Genomic DNA, 14625 nt, shown 5'->3' on the forward strand with positions numbered 1-14625 from the left:
TGAAAGGTGGGGGACAGGCCGAAGCGTCGGGGGGAGCACGATGATGGGTTTGTCTTGGGGCCCGGGCATGGCCCCCGCGTGGGAACTGCCCGCCGACAATGAGACTCCCTGCATCCTCCTCGAGCCATTGCACGGGGAGACGGGTGAGGTGCTCGACTTTCGCTGGACGTCCATGAACGTCCCCGCGGAGGGGTGGGTGCGTTCGCTGGAGTTGGGCCGTCACCTGTCCCTGTGGATGCGGGAGGGCACCGCGCTGTTCGACGTGGCGGCGTTCGCGCGGGTGCTGATGCGCGGCGTGCCGCACGTGGGGCTGTTGCCGGGGGACGCGGCGCGGCGGCAGGCGGTGGTGGTGCGCCACGGTGACGGGCTGGTGTTGTGGCTGCTCCCGCGCGACGAAGGCCAGGCGGCGGACGCGCAGCAGGCGGAGCGTGAGCGGGCGGCGCGGCACGAGGTGGAGCAGGCGCTGGCGCGGGCGGAGCAGACGGTGGGGGCGCTGCGCGAGGCGGAGGAGCGCTACCGGCTGGCGACGCGGGCCACGCACGACGTGCTGTGGGACTGGCACTTCGCCACGGACCGCGTGCGGTGGGACCCGGGCACGGGGGATGCGTTCGGTCACGCCACGTCCGTGCTGGAGCACAACCTGGGCTGGTGGGGCGAGCGGGTGCACGAGGACGACCGCTACCGGGTCGTGGACCAGCTGATGGAGTTCGTCGCGTCCACCGGCGACGTGTGGAACGAGGAGTACCGCTTCCAGCGCGCGGACGGCAGCTGGGCGCACGTGCTGGACCGGGGCGTGCTGGCGCGCGACGACGAGGGGCGGCCGGTGCGGATGATTGGCTCGATGATGGATGTCACCGAGCGCACCCGGCAGATGGAGACGATGGTGGAGGAGGCGCGCTTCCGCGAGCGCTTCATCGGCATCCTGGGCCATGACCTGCGCAACCCGCTCAACGCCATCGTGCTGTCGGCGCGGGCGCAGAAGCGCCGGGGGCCGCTGGAGTGCACCACCGAGCAGCACCGCCAGCACGCGCAGCGCATCGAGTCCTCCGCGACGCGCATGGGGAACATGATCGCGGACCTGCTGGATTTGACGCGCGCCCGGCTGGCCGGCGGCATTCCGCTGCGCAAGGGCCCCACGGACCTGGGGGCGGTGTGCAAGCAGGTGGTGGACGAGCTCTCGGCCGCGTACCCGGACCGCGCCATCGCGGTGGACGTGGACGGCAAGGCGGAGGGTGAGTGGGACGCGGAGCGGCTGGCGCAGGTGTTGTCCAACCTGGTGGGCAACGCGCTGGAGCACGGCAGCGCGGAGGCGCCGGTGTTCCTGCGCTGCTTCGCGAAGGGAGACCATCAGGTGGTGGAGGTGCAGAACCCCGGCACGCCCATCCCGGAGGAGCTGCGCGAACGCCTGTTCGACCCGTTCCGCCAGGGCGAGGGTGAGCGCGAGCACGGGCGCCGCCGCAACGGCGGGCTGGGGCTGGGATTGTTCATCGTGAAGGAGATCGTCCAGTCGCACGGCGGGCTGGTGGAGGTGACGTCATCGGAGAAGGACGGCACGACGTTCACGGTGCTGCTGCCTCGTCCGCCGCGTCCGAAGGCGAAGGTGAAGTCAGGCAGGGGTCGCACTCGAACCGCCTGATCTTTTGGAAGGGGTGACCGTTCGCCGCCATGCGGTGAACGAGGGAGCGTCCGCCGCCACACGCCGCGCGTGTTGTGCGAACGACCGAAGGGGATGGGCCGCGGGGGCAGGAGACCTGCTCGTCTCGTTGGAGTGCGTTTACCGATTGATCAGGCCGTGCGGCTCGCGCGGCCACCCACGCGGAGGCAGTCCTCATGCACCTCATTCCCCCACGTATCTCCTTGTTTCGTTCTCCTTCCTGGGCGGCGCTGTGGCTCGCCGCGGCGCTGGTGGGTTGTGGCGCGCCAGCAACAGAGGAGGACGTCTCCCTGGGGCGGTCCGCGGAGGGGTTGGTCTCCACCAATGGCCTGTCGACGAATGGCCTGTCGACGAATGGCTTGTCGACGAATGGCCTGTCGACGAATGGCCTGTCGACGAATGGCCTGTCGACGAATGGCTTGTCGACGAATGGCTTCCAGACATGGTTCACGCAGGACCCCGCTTTGGCGGACATGGTGATGCGCTACGTGGTGCAGTGTTCGATGGCGGCGGGGGCCACGCTGTCGTACCAATCGCCGGCCGGCACGAACTACACGTGGCACGGGAGTCTGGGATTGGCGCCAGGGTGGGCAGGAGGGCAGCCCGCGACGCTGGCGGAGCAGCAGGTGGTGAGCGCCTGCCTGGCGGCGCACGCGAACAAGTACGGCGTGCACGTGAACATCTCCGTCCTGGGACGCGACGCGGTGGGCGGGGAGATGCCGTATTCGACGGACGAGCTGAACACCTACGCGGAGCGCGAGGCGTGTTTCTTTGGCAATCTCTTCACGGGCGAGGGCACGTTCGCGGCCAATGACGGCGCGTACCTGAGCTACGACGAGAGCACGGTGCGCACGTGCGGCCTGTCGTCCTGGAGTGAGACGACGACGTGCGCGCCGATGAAGCACGTGGGCGCGTGCCGGTACTACTGCACGCTGGACGCCACGCGGACGTACTACACGCGCTGCACGTACAACGGCGTGAACTACCGCCCCATCACCACGCGCATGCTGCCCCAGGACATCTACCGCTGCGGCGACGGCGTGTGCCAGCTGACGGAGAAGTGCGGCACGGGCAACACGCCCGACAGCTGCGCGGCGGACTGCGGCGCCTGCAATTAGGGGCTGTCCCTGCGCTCCAGACCGGAGATCGACCTGGCGGGTCGCTTCCTCGACCCGCCCGGGCCCTCGGGCAGCTCGCGGTCGCCGACGAGCAGGACGGCCCATGCCCTAGAAGACGTAGCCCTTGGCTCCCACCAGGAGGGACTGGCTCAGCAGGGAGTGGAACTCGGTGCGGTTGCTGCCGTGGTTGATGACGCCCACCCCGAAGAGCGCCAGTCGGGGCAGCACGCTCCACTCGACATACGCGGACGCCTGTCCGCTGCCATCCACCAGGTTGAGGGAGTAGCGCAGCTGCCAGGTGGGCCCGCTGTCGGTCGGGTTGTTCTGCACCTGGAGGAACAGGTAGTGGCGCCCCTGAAGCGCCAGCCCGTTGCCGAGCGCGGCCCCCAACGTCTGGCCCGCGAGCGCCGAGTCAGGGGAATGGGAGGCCAGTGAATCCGAAGCGCTGGCGGCGATGTCGAAGTACCGCACGCCGTCCGCCCACCGGTAGCCTTCGTTGTTGGTCAGGTACTCCAGATAGACGGTGTGGCCCGAGTCCAGCGTGTAGCCTCCACCGACGAGCGCGGAATAGAACAGCCGCGGGTCTCCGGCATGTCGGGGCACGAACGCCCCTCCCACCGGGGTCGGCAGCGTCTCCGGGTACAGCGCGGACGTCCCCTGCCGCAGCCCGGCCTCCACATAGACGAGCAGCGCCTCGCTGACGGTGGCCTGTCCGAACGCTCCGAAACGCGGATGCTCGTCGGACCACCGCTTCGAGGCATTCACGCTCGCGACATAGACATCCGCGGTGAAGTCCACCTTCAGCAGCGACAGCGCCTGGAAGCCCTCGTCCTTCTCCCACTGCCAGTCGCCCCGCCCGTCGCCGAAGACGTGCATCAGCGTCAGGGACAGCTCCGGCGCGGGGGACCAGGCCACCTGGGCCACGTCCACTCCGAGCAACTCCCGGATGGGGTTGTTCCGCCCGTTCTCGAAGTAGATGGGGTTGCTGGGAGAGCGGAAGTTGGAGGGCCCCCAGGTGAGGAGGTCCCTGCCCACCGACACGGCGAGCTCCTGGTGCGGGTAGGCCGTCAGGGACCACTGGTTCACCCAGGCATCGAGCCGCGTCTCCGGCCCGTCGTCTTCAAAGCGCCGCCACTCGAAGCGGGCCCGCGGCTTCACGCTCAGCACCACCGCCTCCGTGGTGAGCTTCAAATCCAACCGGGGCTCCACCTCCGTCTGCCCCCCAGGAAGACGGGCGATGCGGTTCCCCGGGTTGAGGAGGCTGTCCTCCTGGAGTCCTCGCTCGGTGTCATGGGCGAGGACCTGGAGGCTGTAGGTGGTCTTCTCCTGAAGGGACTGGAAGCCGCCGGCTGCGGCCGGTGCCCCCCATCCCGCCAGCAAGGCCGCCAGCAGCGGCAGGCCCGACGTGGCGGTCTCCGCGATTCGCCGCGCTCGCATCGGCTCAGTTCCCCAGGCGGTTGACGTCGAACTCGGCGCGGGCCAGCTCCGTCACCTGCACGTCCGAGTACACCAGCGTCGTCTCGGCGGACGTGAGCGCGTCCTTGAGGGTCATCTTGCTCACGAAGGGGAACGTCTTCCCTTCGTGGGAGAGCTGATTGCCATACTCGAAGGTGGCGGACTTCAGCCGCTTGCCGGAGAGCGAGATGAAGTCCGCCTTCACCCCCACCATCCGTTCCTTGGAGACCCAGTAGGTGATGCGGTCATAGGTGCAGAACTTGTTGATGGCCGTCAGCTCCAACACATACGTGGCTTCGCCGAGCACCTCCTCCTCGCGCAGCAGCTTCCCCTGATAGTCGACGGCGTAGTGGGTGGAGGCGATGTCGCCCTGCGAGGCCTGCCCGGAGAGCTTCTGGCGGGGGGAGATGGGAATGGGCTTGCGGAGGCCCGGCCGGCTCATCCACATGTTCCGGTCCACCTGCAACAGCTTGGAGCCCTTGAACCGCACCGGCTCGCGGGTCTCCGCGAGGCTCGAGGTGGCGGTGGCCTTCAGCGTGAGCACCCGCTCGGGCTCCGCGTCCGAGCCGCTGACCGACACGATTCGGACCGTCCAGCGGATGCCAGGGAGGCCGCCTCCCCGCGCCCGGTCCGAGGCCTTGAGGATGTCCATGGCATCCGGCGTCGCCGCCCGCGCGGACCCCGCCGACAGCACCAGCCCGACGATGAGAAACAAGGTGTTCTTCATGATGGCCTCCCTCGTGCGCTCAGACATGGCCCAACGTGTCGATGATGGGCTTGCGGGAGGCCTTGCGCGCCGGGAAGAAGGCCGCGGTGACTCCCAGGACCGAGAGCATGAGGAACGCCCTCACCATCCGGGGCACGTCGAGGTCGACCATGAGCTTGACCACGTTGGAGGAGTTCGGAGGCGTATAGGTGATGCCCGCGCTGTTGATGACCAGGCGCACCAGCAACGTGAAGAGCACTCCCGCGGTGCAGCCAATCACCACCAGGACGAAGGCCTCCGTGGTGAAGAGCCGGAGGATGCCCGAGCCGCGCAGGCCCATCGACCGCAAGGTGCCGATCTCCCGCGTCCGCTCCACCACCGTCATGGTCATGGAGTTCACGATGCTCATGATGACCACGATGAAGACGTTGCTGAAGATGAAGGCGAAGATCATGTCGAACATCCGCTTCACCTGGGAGTAGAAGCTCGAAAGCTCCAGCCACGTCTTGATCTCCACGTCGAAGCCCGCTTGCTTGAGCCGGGCCGTGAGGTCCGTCCGGGCCTGCTCCGTGAGCTCCTTGTCGTTCAACAGGACGATGAGTCGCTCGGCGCCATCGAAGTCATACAGCGACTTCGCCAGGTCGAAGGGCAGGTACACGAACTTGTCATTGGTGCCGGCGTTGCCCGTGTTGAACGAATCCACGATGTCCACGTCCAGCGCGTTGGCCTGACCCGTCACGGTGCTGACCAGCAGGGAGGCCGAGTCCCCCGGTTTCAGGTCGAGGATCTTCCCGAGGTCCTCCGCCGTCGCCACGCCGATGGGGTTGTCCGCCTTGAGGTCCCCCGCGAGCTTGCGCTGGAAGTCCCCCTGGAGCTTCTTCACGTCCTCGGGCACCAGTCCCTCGCCGACGAAGATGGTGGACGCCGTGCCGTTGGACACGATGCCGCTGAGGGACATGCGGGGCGTGACGAGCACCGTGTGCGGGTATTGCTGGAGGATGGGCACCGCCCGCGCCAGGTCCTCCTTCGTGAACATGTATCGGGCCGGGTGGAGCCTGCCCTCGGTGCGCAGGCCGCTCTTCATCACGGTCAGGTGCCCCAGCAGCTCTCCCTGGATGGCCTGCCGGGCCAGCCCCGCATACACGTTGTGGATGTATCCCGCGAAGAGGCTGATGGAGGCGAAGCCGAACCCCACGGAGATGAGGGTGGCGAGGCTCCGACGGCGGTTCTTCAGGAGGTTTCGGAAGCCGATGGTGAAGTAGTTCATCGAAGACCCTCGTCCGTGCGGAGCAGGCCGTCCTTGAGCAGGAGCTTGCGGTCGACCAGCTCCAGCAGACGCGGGTCGTGGGTGGTGAAGATGAAGGTGACGCGCCGGGTGCGGTTGAGCTCGCGCATGAGCTCGACCACCATGACGCTGTTCTCGGAGTCCAGGTTGGCCGTGGGCTCATCCGCCACGACGATGGAGGGCGAGGTGACCAGCGCGCGGGCAATCGCCACGCGCTGGCGCTGGCCGCCGCTCATCTTGTCGGGGCGCGCGTGGAGCTGGCCCTCCAGCCCCACGTCCTTGAGCGCCTGGGTGGCCCGCTCGCGCGCCTTCGGGTCGGCCACGCCCTGGATTTGCAGCGGCACCATGACGTTCTCCAGCGCGCTGAGCACGGGGATGAGGTTGAAGCTCTGGAAGACGAAGCCAATCTTCCGGCTGCGCAGGTCCGCCAGCGCGTCGTCCGACAGGTGGCTGACGGGAAGACCCTCCAGCGTCACCTCCCCGGAGGAGGGCGCGTCCACCAGCCCCAGGATGTTCATCAGGCTGGACTTGCCGCTGCCGGAGGGGCCCCAGATGGCCACGAACTCGCCCCGGTGGATGCGCAGGGACACGCCCTTCAACGCCTGGACCTTCGTCTCTCCCAGCACGTAGTCCCGTTTGATGTCGCTCAAGGACAGGAGCACCTCCGCCCCCGCCGTGCTCGTCGCCATGCCCGCGGTGTCCGCGGCCTGATTCGAGTGGCTCATGTCAGTTCTTCCATCGGCTGGATGGCCCGGATCAACGCCGCGCCGGCGTTGCCTCCGAACGAATAGGAATGCGCCAGTGCCGCACGGACCGGCGGGTGTGCCTGGGGCTGTCGCACCAGGTTCAGCTCGAACTCCGGCTGGTCGGTGCCCGCCTGGACGGGCAACCCACCGCCCCGGACCGCGCCGACGCAGGCCAGCAGGTTGAACATGTCGCTGGCGGACTCCGCCTCGCCGGTGAGCGCCTTGAGGCTGCTGATGGGGATGGTGCTCGCCGCCGGGCCCAGCACCGTCCGGAGCGCGGCCACCTCCGCCCGGTCCAGCGACTGCGTGGAGTTGCTCGCGGCGGCGATATAGCCCACGTCCCCGGGGGATGAGGCCGCTTCCCGGAGCGCCTGCTCCATCGCGGAGGCGAGCCCCCGGCCCTCGGGGTGGTGGTGGGCGAAGGCATGCCCGTCATGCGCCACGCCCAGCCCCGCCAGCTCCGCGAGGACGGTGGCTCCTCGCGCCCTCGCGGACGCGAGCGTCTCGAGCACCACCACCCCGGCTCCTTCGCCCAGGATGTGGCCATCCCTCCGCGAGTCGAACGGGCGGCTCACGTTGGCGTCGCTCAACATGCCGATGTCGTCCATGTCGTAGTGGGTGGCCTCGGTGAAGAGGTCGAACGTGCCCGCGATGATGGCGTCGGCCCTCCCGCTCCTCAGCGCGCGCGCCGCCAGGGCGAGCACCTGGAACCCGCACGCGCTTCCCGCGCTGATGGCGTAGTTGGTGCCGTGCCAGCCCCAGCGGATGCTGAGGGCGCTCGCCACCGCGTTCGTCACCGTCTCCTGGAACAGCAGCGGTTGGACGAAGCGGGGCTCGCTCGTGATGATGCGATGCCAGATGTCCTGGCTGACCTCGGTCATCGCCCGGTACGTGCCCAGGAACACGCCCACCCGCTCCGAGTCCCACGTGGACGGGCCGTACCCCGCGCCCTGGAGCGCCTCCTCGGTGGCGAGCATCGTGAACTGCGTGGCCCGGGGCGCGCGCCGGAGGTTGTTGGAGCCTGTCAGCGCCGCGAGGCTCCCCTGGGGCACCCGCGCCCCCTGCTTGCACGCGCACCCGGACGCATCGAAGTCCTCGATGGGGCGGATGGCGCCGCGCCCCTCCGCGAGCGCGCTCAGCAGGGCCGGGGCACCCGCTCCGTAGGGCGACACCGCCCCCATGCCCGTGATGACAATCCGCGTCTGCCCTGCGTCCCCCATCCTCCGCGTGGAGCCATTCATCGTCTTCCTCTCCGTTCCGTCTTCGAGCTCTCGAGACACCTCAGGCCTCCCAGCGCCGGAAGACCATGGCCGCGTTGTTTCCGCCGAAACCAAAGGCATTGGCGAGGACGGCCTCCACCCGCGCCGGCCGGCTGCGATGGGGTACGTAGTCCAGGTCGCACTCGGGGTCGGGCGTCTCCAGATGCAGCGTGGGGGGCAGGAAGCCCTCGTTGAGCGCCACCACCGCCGCCGCGGCCTCCACGGCTCCGCTCGAACCCAGGCTGTGGCCAATCATCGCCTTGATGGAGCTGACGGGGACCTGGCACCGCTCACCGAAGACCTGCTTGATGGCGCGGGTCTCGATGATGTCGTTGGCCGGTGTGCCCGTGCCGTGCGCCTTGATGTAGCCGATCTGCTCGGGCCGCATGCCGGCATCCGCCAGCGCGGCCCGCATGGCTCGCGCGGGACCGCGCCCCGTCTCGTCCGGGCGGGTCATGTGGTAGGCGTCCGTGGAGCCGCCATGGCCGGCGAGCTCCGCCAGGATGCGCGCCCCCCGTCGGGTCGCATGCGCTTCGCTCTCCAACACCCAGAACGAGGCGGACTCACCCAGCAGTGTCCCGTCGCGGTCCTTGCTGAAGGGCCGCAGCTTGTCGCTCGCCAGCGAGCGGAGGACGCCGAAGCCGGCCTGGGGCATCTCGCTGAGCGGGTCCACGCCTCCGGAGAACATCACCTCGGTCTGACCCGACCGGATCGCATCCACCGCGACGCCGAGCGCGTGCAGGCCCGCGCTGCACGCGGTGGACATGACCAGACTGAGCCCTCCCAGCCCATGATGGCGGGCCACCTGGTCGCTCATGGCGCAGATGAAGCTGTCGAGCACCAGCGAGCGCCAGGGCTCGTCCTCGCGCGCGCGGCCCTTGCGGTAGGGGTGATGGAGCGCGGCGTAGCCCTCCTTCGCCGCCGGCATTCCGCCCAGGTTGGTTCCGAGCACCACCCCGGCGCGCTCCCGCTCCGCGTCGGTCAACGTCAGTCCCGAGGCCGCGAGCCCCTGGGCCGCCGCCACGCGGATCATCTGGGTGCCCCGGCTGAGGTGGGGCAATTCCCCGGCGCTGAAGTGCGCCGAGAAGTCGATGTTCTTCAATTCCCCGGCTGACTGACAGCGATGCTTGCTGGCGTCGAAGCGGGTGACGGGGGCAATGCCATCCCTCCCCGCACGCAGGCCCTCCGTGAACTCCTTCAGGTTGTTTCCGATGGGCGTGAGAACGCCAATTCCCGTGACGACGACCCTGGTGCTCATCCTGTTCCTCTCGAATGTGATTGCGCGTCTCCGCGGAGCCGCTCCGGTCCCGTGCCGACGGCGCGCGCTACATCGTCAAACCGCCATTCACGAGCAGCACTTCTCCGACCACGTAGGCGCTCTCCGACGAGGCGAGGAAGAGCGTGGCCTGGGCGATGTCCTCCACCGCGCCGAGCCGGCGGATGGGCGTGGCCTGGATGAATCCCTCGCGGACTCCCGGGCGATTCATCAGCCCCGACACCATCTCCGTGTCCACGAAGCCGGGCGCCACGCAGTTGACCCGGATGCCCTGGGGGCCCAGCTCCCCCGCCAGCGTCTTGGTCAGGCCGATCAACGCGCCCTTGGTGGCCGCATAGGGCACCTGGCCCGCGCGTCCCCGAACCCCCGCGGTGGAGGACATGTTGATGATGGAGCCACGGCCCTGCTCCACCATGGGCCCGATGACCGCCTGACAGCAGGCGATGGCGCCATGGAGGTTGACGTCCACCGTCTCCCGCCAGGACGGCACGGGCATCATCATCAAGTGCCCATCCCGGCTGATGCCGGCGTTGTTCACCAGCACGTCGATGCGCCCGAAGCTGGAGAGGGCCGCCTCCCGAAGCCGCCCTGGGACGTCGGGGCTCGCCACGGAGCCGGGCACCAGCACGCAGCGCCGTCCCGTCGCCTCGACCTCCGCGGCGGCCTGACGCGCGGCCTCCGCGTTGCTGCCGTAGTTGAGGACGACGTCCGCCCCCTCGGAGGCGAACGCGATGGCGATGGCCTTGCCGATGCCTCGCGAGGCGCCGGTGACGATGACCGCCTGTCCCTGGAATCGCTGTCTTGTCGTCTCGCTGTGACTCACCATGAACCTCCGGTCGCCGACAGGCGCTGTCCCGTCGTGAGATTCGCCGCGCTGGTGACGAGGAAGAGCGCCGCCTCGGCGATCTCCTCCGCGCTTCCTGGCCGCCCCAGGGGACCGAGCTCTCCGCCGAGGCGTTCGCGCTGCGCCGGGGGCAGCTGCTCGGCCTCCTCCGGTAGGAGGTGGACCGCCAGCGTGTTCACGGAGATGCCCTGGCGCGACACCTCGTTCGCCAGCGAGCGGGTCATGGCGGCGATGCCCTCGGCGGCCACCCTGTTCGCGCCTCCCGAGGCGACGTCCAGGAGGCTGAGAATCCTCCCCGCGCGTTTGCGCATCATCGGGCGGATGACCTCCTTGCAGAACCAGGCCGTGCCGCTGAGCTGGCGTTCGATGGTGAGTCGCCAATGGTCGGCGGCCTGTTCACTCAACCGGCCCGGTGCACGACCCAGGTAGGCATTGGCGAGCACGTCGACGCCTCCCAACTCCGTGGCGACGCGGCGGACCGCCGCGCTCACCGCCTGGGCGTCCGACAGCTCGCAAGCCAGGGCCAGCCCGGCGCCGAGGTGGGTCGCGAGCCGCGCCGCCGCGTCCTCGTGCTCCGGCAGGAACACCAGGGCAACCTTCGCGCCCGCCCGGGCGTAGCGCCGTGCGATGGCATCGGCGATGGGTTGCCCGGCGCCTGTCACGAGCGCCACCTTCTGGTGGAGCAGGCCCTCGACGAATGGTGTGTGGATTTCCGCGCTAGTCATTGCGTCCAGCCCCTCCCTGAGAAAGCACCATGAATCCGCTGGCGACGGGCTCCGCGCCGAGCCAGGCCTTGACCTCGAGCCGGGCGGTGGCCCGCCAGCGTTTGAGGACGGTCGCCTCCATCCGCAGCTCGCTGCCGGCCGGGATGGGGGCGTGAAAGGTCATGGCCTCGATGCCGCCGAGGTACCAGACCGAGGCCGCCGTGGCGTCGCTCCCGCGCAGGAGCATGATGGCCACCTGCCCCAAGGCATCCACCAGCAGCGCGGAGGGCAGGGCGGGAGGTGCGTCTCCAAAGCGCTCGAACAGCACCTCGTTGACGCTGACGAGCTTGCGCGCGCGGCCATGCCCTGGGGCGAGCTCCTCCACGGCATCGACCAGGAGCATGGGAAACCGGTGGGGCGTCCCCCCGAGGATGGGGGCCATGGGGTGGTCGCTCATGGGCGACTCCGACGCAGCACCACGGCCACGGCGCTGCCCTCCGCGCCCAGGGCGGTGACGAGCACCCACTCTGGGGTGAGTCGCCGCGCCGCGCCTGTCACGAGCCGGAGCTCGGATCCGGGACCCGGTCGAGGGCTCCCGGGAATGCCCGGGACCCAGCCGGTGTCCAGGGCGAGCGCGGCCAGCAGCACGGCCAGCGTGCCCGAGGCGCTGAATGTCTCGCCCAGGACCGCCTTGGGGCAGGTCACCGGCACCCGCGCCGCGTGCTCACCGAGCGCCTCGTGGAGCGCGCGGTACTCCCATGCGTCGAAGTCCCGCCGGCCATTCGCGCTGGAGAACACGGCGCCCAGCCGTTCGGGTTCAATCTCCGCCAGGGACAGCGCGTCCCTCACGGCGTGGGCCAGCGTCCGCGCCTGCGCTTGGGGCGGGCCTCCGCGCTGCCCGGTGCCGGCGACCTCCGCGTAGACGCGCGCCCCCCGCGCCCGGGCCCGCGACTGCTCCTCCAGCACGAGGGTGCACGCCGCCTCGCTGACCCGCATGCCATTGGATTCCTCGGCGTACGGACGCGTCATTCCCGGGGTGCCGAGCCATCCCTGGAGCGACAGCCCCTCCAGGAGCCTCGGGCTGACCGTGTCCGCGCTTCCCACGACCATCCGCTCGGCCCTGCCCTCGTCGATCTGCTGCCCGCCGAAGCGCAGCGCCTCCAGGCCCGCTGCCCAGCCGGAGCACAACGTCGCGGTGGGGCCGCGAAGGTCGTGCACCATGGAGAGGTAGCCGGTGGCCGCGTTGGTGACCGTGTTCTGGAACACCACCGGATTGCCGTAGCGGGGACCCCGTTCGAGGATGCCCTCCAGGTACTCCTCGTTGGTGGGCAGGCAGCCATGGCCCGAGGCGAAGACGACGCCCGTCTGTCGTGGATCCCCAGGCGACGTCGCCAGTCTGGAGTCCTCGATGGCGAGGGTGGTGGCGGCGAGCGAGATGCGCCCGAGCCGGTCCATGTGCCGCAGCTGCGCGGGCTGGTTGTCGAATACCGCGTCCGGAATCCGCTCTGGGGCGACGGTGCTGACGGGCTCGTGGCCGTCTCGCGGGAAGAGCTCCCACAAGGCCTCGTGACCCGCGGCCGCCGGGCACACCGCTCCGAGCCCACTGATGACGATGGTCCGGGTCATCGTCCCTCCCTCCCGGCTTCCGGGAGACGCCGGGCGATGAGGGCGACGTTCGCCCCACCGAAGGCGGACTTGGTGCTCATCAGAACGTCGATGTGGCGCTTGCGCCCCTCGCCCCGGACCACGTCGACGTCGCACTTCGCGTCCAATTCCTCGCAGTGGAGCGTGGGCGGGATGAAGTCGCGCTCCATGCCCAGCAACGAGCCGATGAGCTCCAGCGCGCCCGAGGCGCCCAGGGTGTGACCGAAGTAGGGCTTGAGGGAGTTGACCGGCAGCGACGCGGTCCGCGCGCCGAAGACCTGGCGCAGGGCATGACATTCCGCCGGGTCATTGGCCGGCGTCCCGGTGCCATGGAGGTTGACGAAGTCGATCTCCTCCGTCGTCAGTCCGGACTGGGCCAGGGCGCTGGCCATCGCCTGCTGGAGGCCGCGCCCCTCCGGGTGGGGGCTGGTGGGGTGGTGCGCGTCGCCGGCCGTCCCCCAGCCGCACAGCTCCGCGTGGATCTTCGCGCCCCGCTGGCGCGCGTGCTCCAGCGCCTCGAGGACGAGGATCCCCGCGCCTTCTCCCAGGACCATCCCATTGCGGCGGTGGTCGAAGGGGCGGCACACCGTGGGCGTCATCGCCCGCAGCACGGAGAAGCCGCTGAAGCTGAGCTGGGTCAGCGCGTCCGCGCCCCCTGCCACCATCAGCGACGCCCGACCCCGGCGGATCTCATCCACGGCCCGCCCGATGGCGAGGCTGCTGGAGACGCAGGCCATCGTCACGGTGGACAGGACGCCGCCCAGCCCGAACCGGGTCGCGATGTTGCGGGCGATGGACGAGAAGGGGACCTCCGCGAAGAGCTTGCGTCGTGCCTCCGCATCCCCGGAGCGCATGAAGCGTTCGAGCGACAGCGCCGGCCCTCGGCTGGTGCCGATCATCACCCCCGTGTCCTCGCTCCAGCGTCCACCCGGCGCGAGGCCGCTGTCCTGGAGGGCCTGCTCGGCGGCATGGAGGGCCAGTCGTGACACCCGGTCCTCTGCGTCGAGGGGGGGGCCGGGCAGGTCGACCTCGCCGGCCGTCCGCGCCCGTCCCTCCGTCCCGAAGGCCGCCGTCTCCCGGATTCCGCTGCGCCGCTCCTCCAGGGCCCGCGCGAGCGCGCCTGTCGACAGCGCGTTGGCGGCGGTCACTCCCATCCCCGTGATGACGACCCGATGCGCGGTCATGGGGCCTCCACCAGTCCGTCGTGGCCCGGGATGATGTGGCGGTACTCGCTCAGCAGCCTCCTGCGCGTGTGGCTGTACAGCGCGGTGTCCTGGGCGAGCTGGAGCTCCCGCTCCGCGTCCTCCAGCAGCGTCTTGCGCGTGAAGAGCGCATCCCCGGCGATGAGGATCTTCCTCGGCGCCTCCTCGCTGTCGGTCCGGGCGCCATGGGCGACGATGGAGATGTGGCCGTGGGTATGGCCCGGCGTGGGCAATACCTCGACCTCCTCGGTGAGCCAATGACTGCCCTCGATGGGGACGAAGCGCGCGTCCCGCTCGAGGACCCGGTTGTAGAACTCGATGTTTCGAGACACCTCGCGCACGATGGAGCGGACGTAGAAGTCCTTCACCGTCTGGTAGTGCTCGCGCAGCAGGTCGGAGGTGGCTGTCTTTCCAGGCGTGGCATCCTGGTGGTAGGCCTCGATGAACCTCGCGTTCTCGATGAAGTCCTTGGCCCCCACGATGTAGCGGGCGTTGCGGAACAGCAGGTGGTTGCCGCAGTGGTCGTAGTGCAGGTGCGTGGCGACGACGACGTCGACATCGTCCGGGGTCAACCCCCGTTCCTTGAGCGCGAGCACCAGCCGTCCCGCATCGTCGCTCAGGCCGCTGTCCACCAGGATGTTCCGCTTCTGTGATTGGAGGAGGGTGACCGTGGAGCGCAGCCGCGGGAACCCACTTCCCTGAATCAAGACATTCAAGAGCATGGAGGTGTAT

At 69.5% G+C, this 14625-nt stretch carries 14 protein-coding genes; 2 read left to right on the top strand and 12 right to left on the bottom strand.

The genetic code is table 11. The features are described 5' to 3' along the window. Nucleotides 1-67: 67 nt before the first annotated feature. Together GTY96_RS13095 and GTY96_RS13100 are read left to right on the top strand one after the other, a co-directional pair. Nucleotides 68-1636, top strand: a complete 1569-nt coding sequence (locus GTY96_RS13095; RefSeq protein WP_235685568.1) for an ATP-binding protein — start codon at nt 68-70, stop codon at nt 1634-1636. 194 nt (nt 1637-1830) lie between these two features. After that, complete coding sequence (locus tag GTY96_RS13100) at nt 1831-2772, top strand: hypothetical protein (RefSeq protein WP_161664891.1); 942 nt, start codon at nt 1831-1833, stop codon at nt 2770-2772. Nucleotides 2773-2880: 108 nt separating this feature from the next. Here the strand turns inward: GTY96_RS13100 and GTY96_RS13105 are convergent, their stop codons facing one another. From GTY96_RS13105 to GTY96_RS13160, 12 genes are all read right to left on the bottom strand, one after another. Further along, nucleotides 2881-4209: a hypothetical protein gene (locus GTY96_RS13105; RefSeq protein ID WP_235685569.1), complete on the bottom strand. Its 1329-nt coding sequence runs from the start codon at nt 4207-4209 to the stop codon at nt 2881-2883. Nucleotides 4210-4213: 4 nt separating this feature from the next. Beyond that, entirely contained in the window at nt 4214-4954 is a 741-nt protein-coding gene (locus GTY96_RS13110) for an outer membrane lipoprotein-sorting protein (RefSeq protein ID WP_161664892.1), read from the bottom strand. Nucleotides 4955-4973: 19 nt separating this feature from the next. Continuing rightward, nucleotides 4974-6200 carry an ABC transporter permease gene (locus GTY96_RS13115; protein WP_143906098.1) on the bottom strand — a complete coding sequence of 409 codons (1227 nt, stop codon included), beginning with the start codon at nt 6198-6200 and terminating at the stop codon, nt 4974-4976. Continuing rightward, on the bottom strand, nt 6197-6943 hold the full coding sequence (locus GTY96_RS13120; protein WP_235685570.1) for an ABC transporter ATP-binding protein: 747 nt from the start codon (nt 6941-6943) through the stop codon (nt 6197-6199). The genes GTY96_RS13115 and GTY96_RS13120 overlap by 4 nt, the downstream gene beginning before the upstream one ends. Further along, nucleotides 6940-8205 carry a beta-ketoacyl-[acyl-carrier-protein] synthase family protein gene (locus tag GTY96_RS13125; RefSeq protein ID WP_235685571.1) on the bottom strand — a complete coding sequence of 422 codons (1266 nt, stop codon included), beginning with the start codon at nt 8203-8205 and terminating at the stop codon, nt 6940-6942. Before GTY96_RS13125 ends, GTY96_RS13120 begins: the two co-directional genes overlap by 4 nt. 40 nt (nt 8206-8245) lie before the next feature. Continuing rightward, nucleotides 8246-9481 carry a beta-ketoacyl-[acyl-carrier-protein] synthase family protein gene (locus GTY96_RS13130; RefSeq protein WP_143906095.1) on the bottom strand — a complete coding sequence of 412 codons (1236 nt, stop codon included), beginning with the start codon at nt 9479-9481 and terminating at the stop codon, nt 8246-8248. A 67-nt stretch (nt 9482-9548) separates the two neighbouring features. After that, nucleotides 9549-10325 (bottom strand): SDR family NAD(P)-dependent oxidoreductase, encoded by a 777-nt coding sequence (locus GTY96_RS13135; RefSeq protein WP_161664893.1) that lies wholly within the window; start codon nt 10323-10325, stop codon nt 9549-9551. Further along, on the bottom strand, nt 10319-11068 hold the full coding sequence (locus GTY96_RS13140) for an SDR family NAD(P)-dependent oxidoreductase (RefSeq protein ID WP_161664894.1): 750 nt from the start codon (nt 11066-11068) through the stop codon (nt 10319-10321). Before GTY96_RS13140 ends, GTY96_RS13135 begins: the two co-directional genes overlap by 7 nt. After that, on the bottom strand, nt 11061-11504 hold the full coding sequence (locus tag GTY96_RS13145; protein ID WP_161664895.1) for a 3-hydroxyacyl-ACP dehydratase FabZ family protein: 444 nt from the start codon (nt 11502-11504) through the stop codon (nt 11061-11063). Before GTY96_RS13145 ends, GTY96_RS13140 begins: the two co-directional genes overlap by 8 nt. Then, entirely contained in the window at nt 11501-12673 is a 1173-nt protein-coding gene (locus GTY96_RS13150; RefSeq protein WP_161664896.1) for a beta-ketoacyl synthase N-terminal-like domain-containing protein, read from the bottom strand. The genes GTY96_RS13145 and GTY96_RS13150 overlap by 4 nt, the downstream gene beginning before the upstream one ends. Then, nucleotides 12670-13875, bottom strand: a complete 1206-nt coding sequence (locus tag GTY96_RS13155) for a beta-ketoacyl-[acyl-carrier-protein] synthase family protein (protein ID WP_161664897.1) — start codon at nt 13873-13875, stop codon at nt 12670-12672. The genes GTY96_RS13150 and GTY96_RS13155 overlap by 4 nt, the downstream gene beginning before the upstream one ends. Beyond that, nucleotides 13872-14615 carry an MBL fold metallo-hydrolase gene (locus tag GTY96_RS13160; RefSeq protein ID WP_161664898.1) on the bottom strand — a complete coding sequence of 248 codons (744 nt, stop codon included), beginning with the start codon at nt 14613-14615 and terminating at the stop codon, nt 13872-13874. Before GTY96_RS13160 ends, GTY96_RS13155 begins: the two co-directional genes overlap by 4 nt. Between the last annotated feature and the right edge of the window lie 10 nt (nt 14616-14625).

Origin of the sequence: Corallococcus silvisoli (genome assembly GCF_009909145.1) — a bacterium.
Lineage (GTDB): Bacteria > Myxococcota > Myxococcia > Myxococcales > Myxococcaceae > Corallococcus > Corallococcus silvisoli.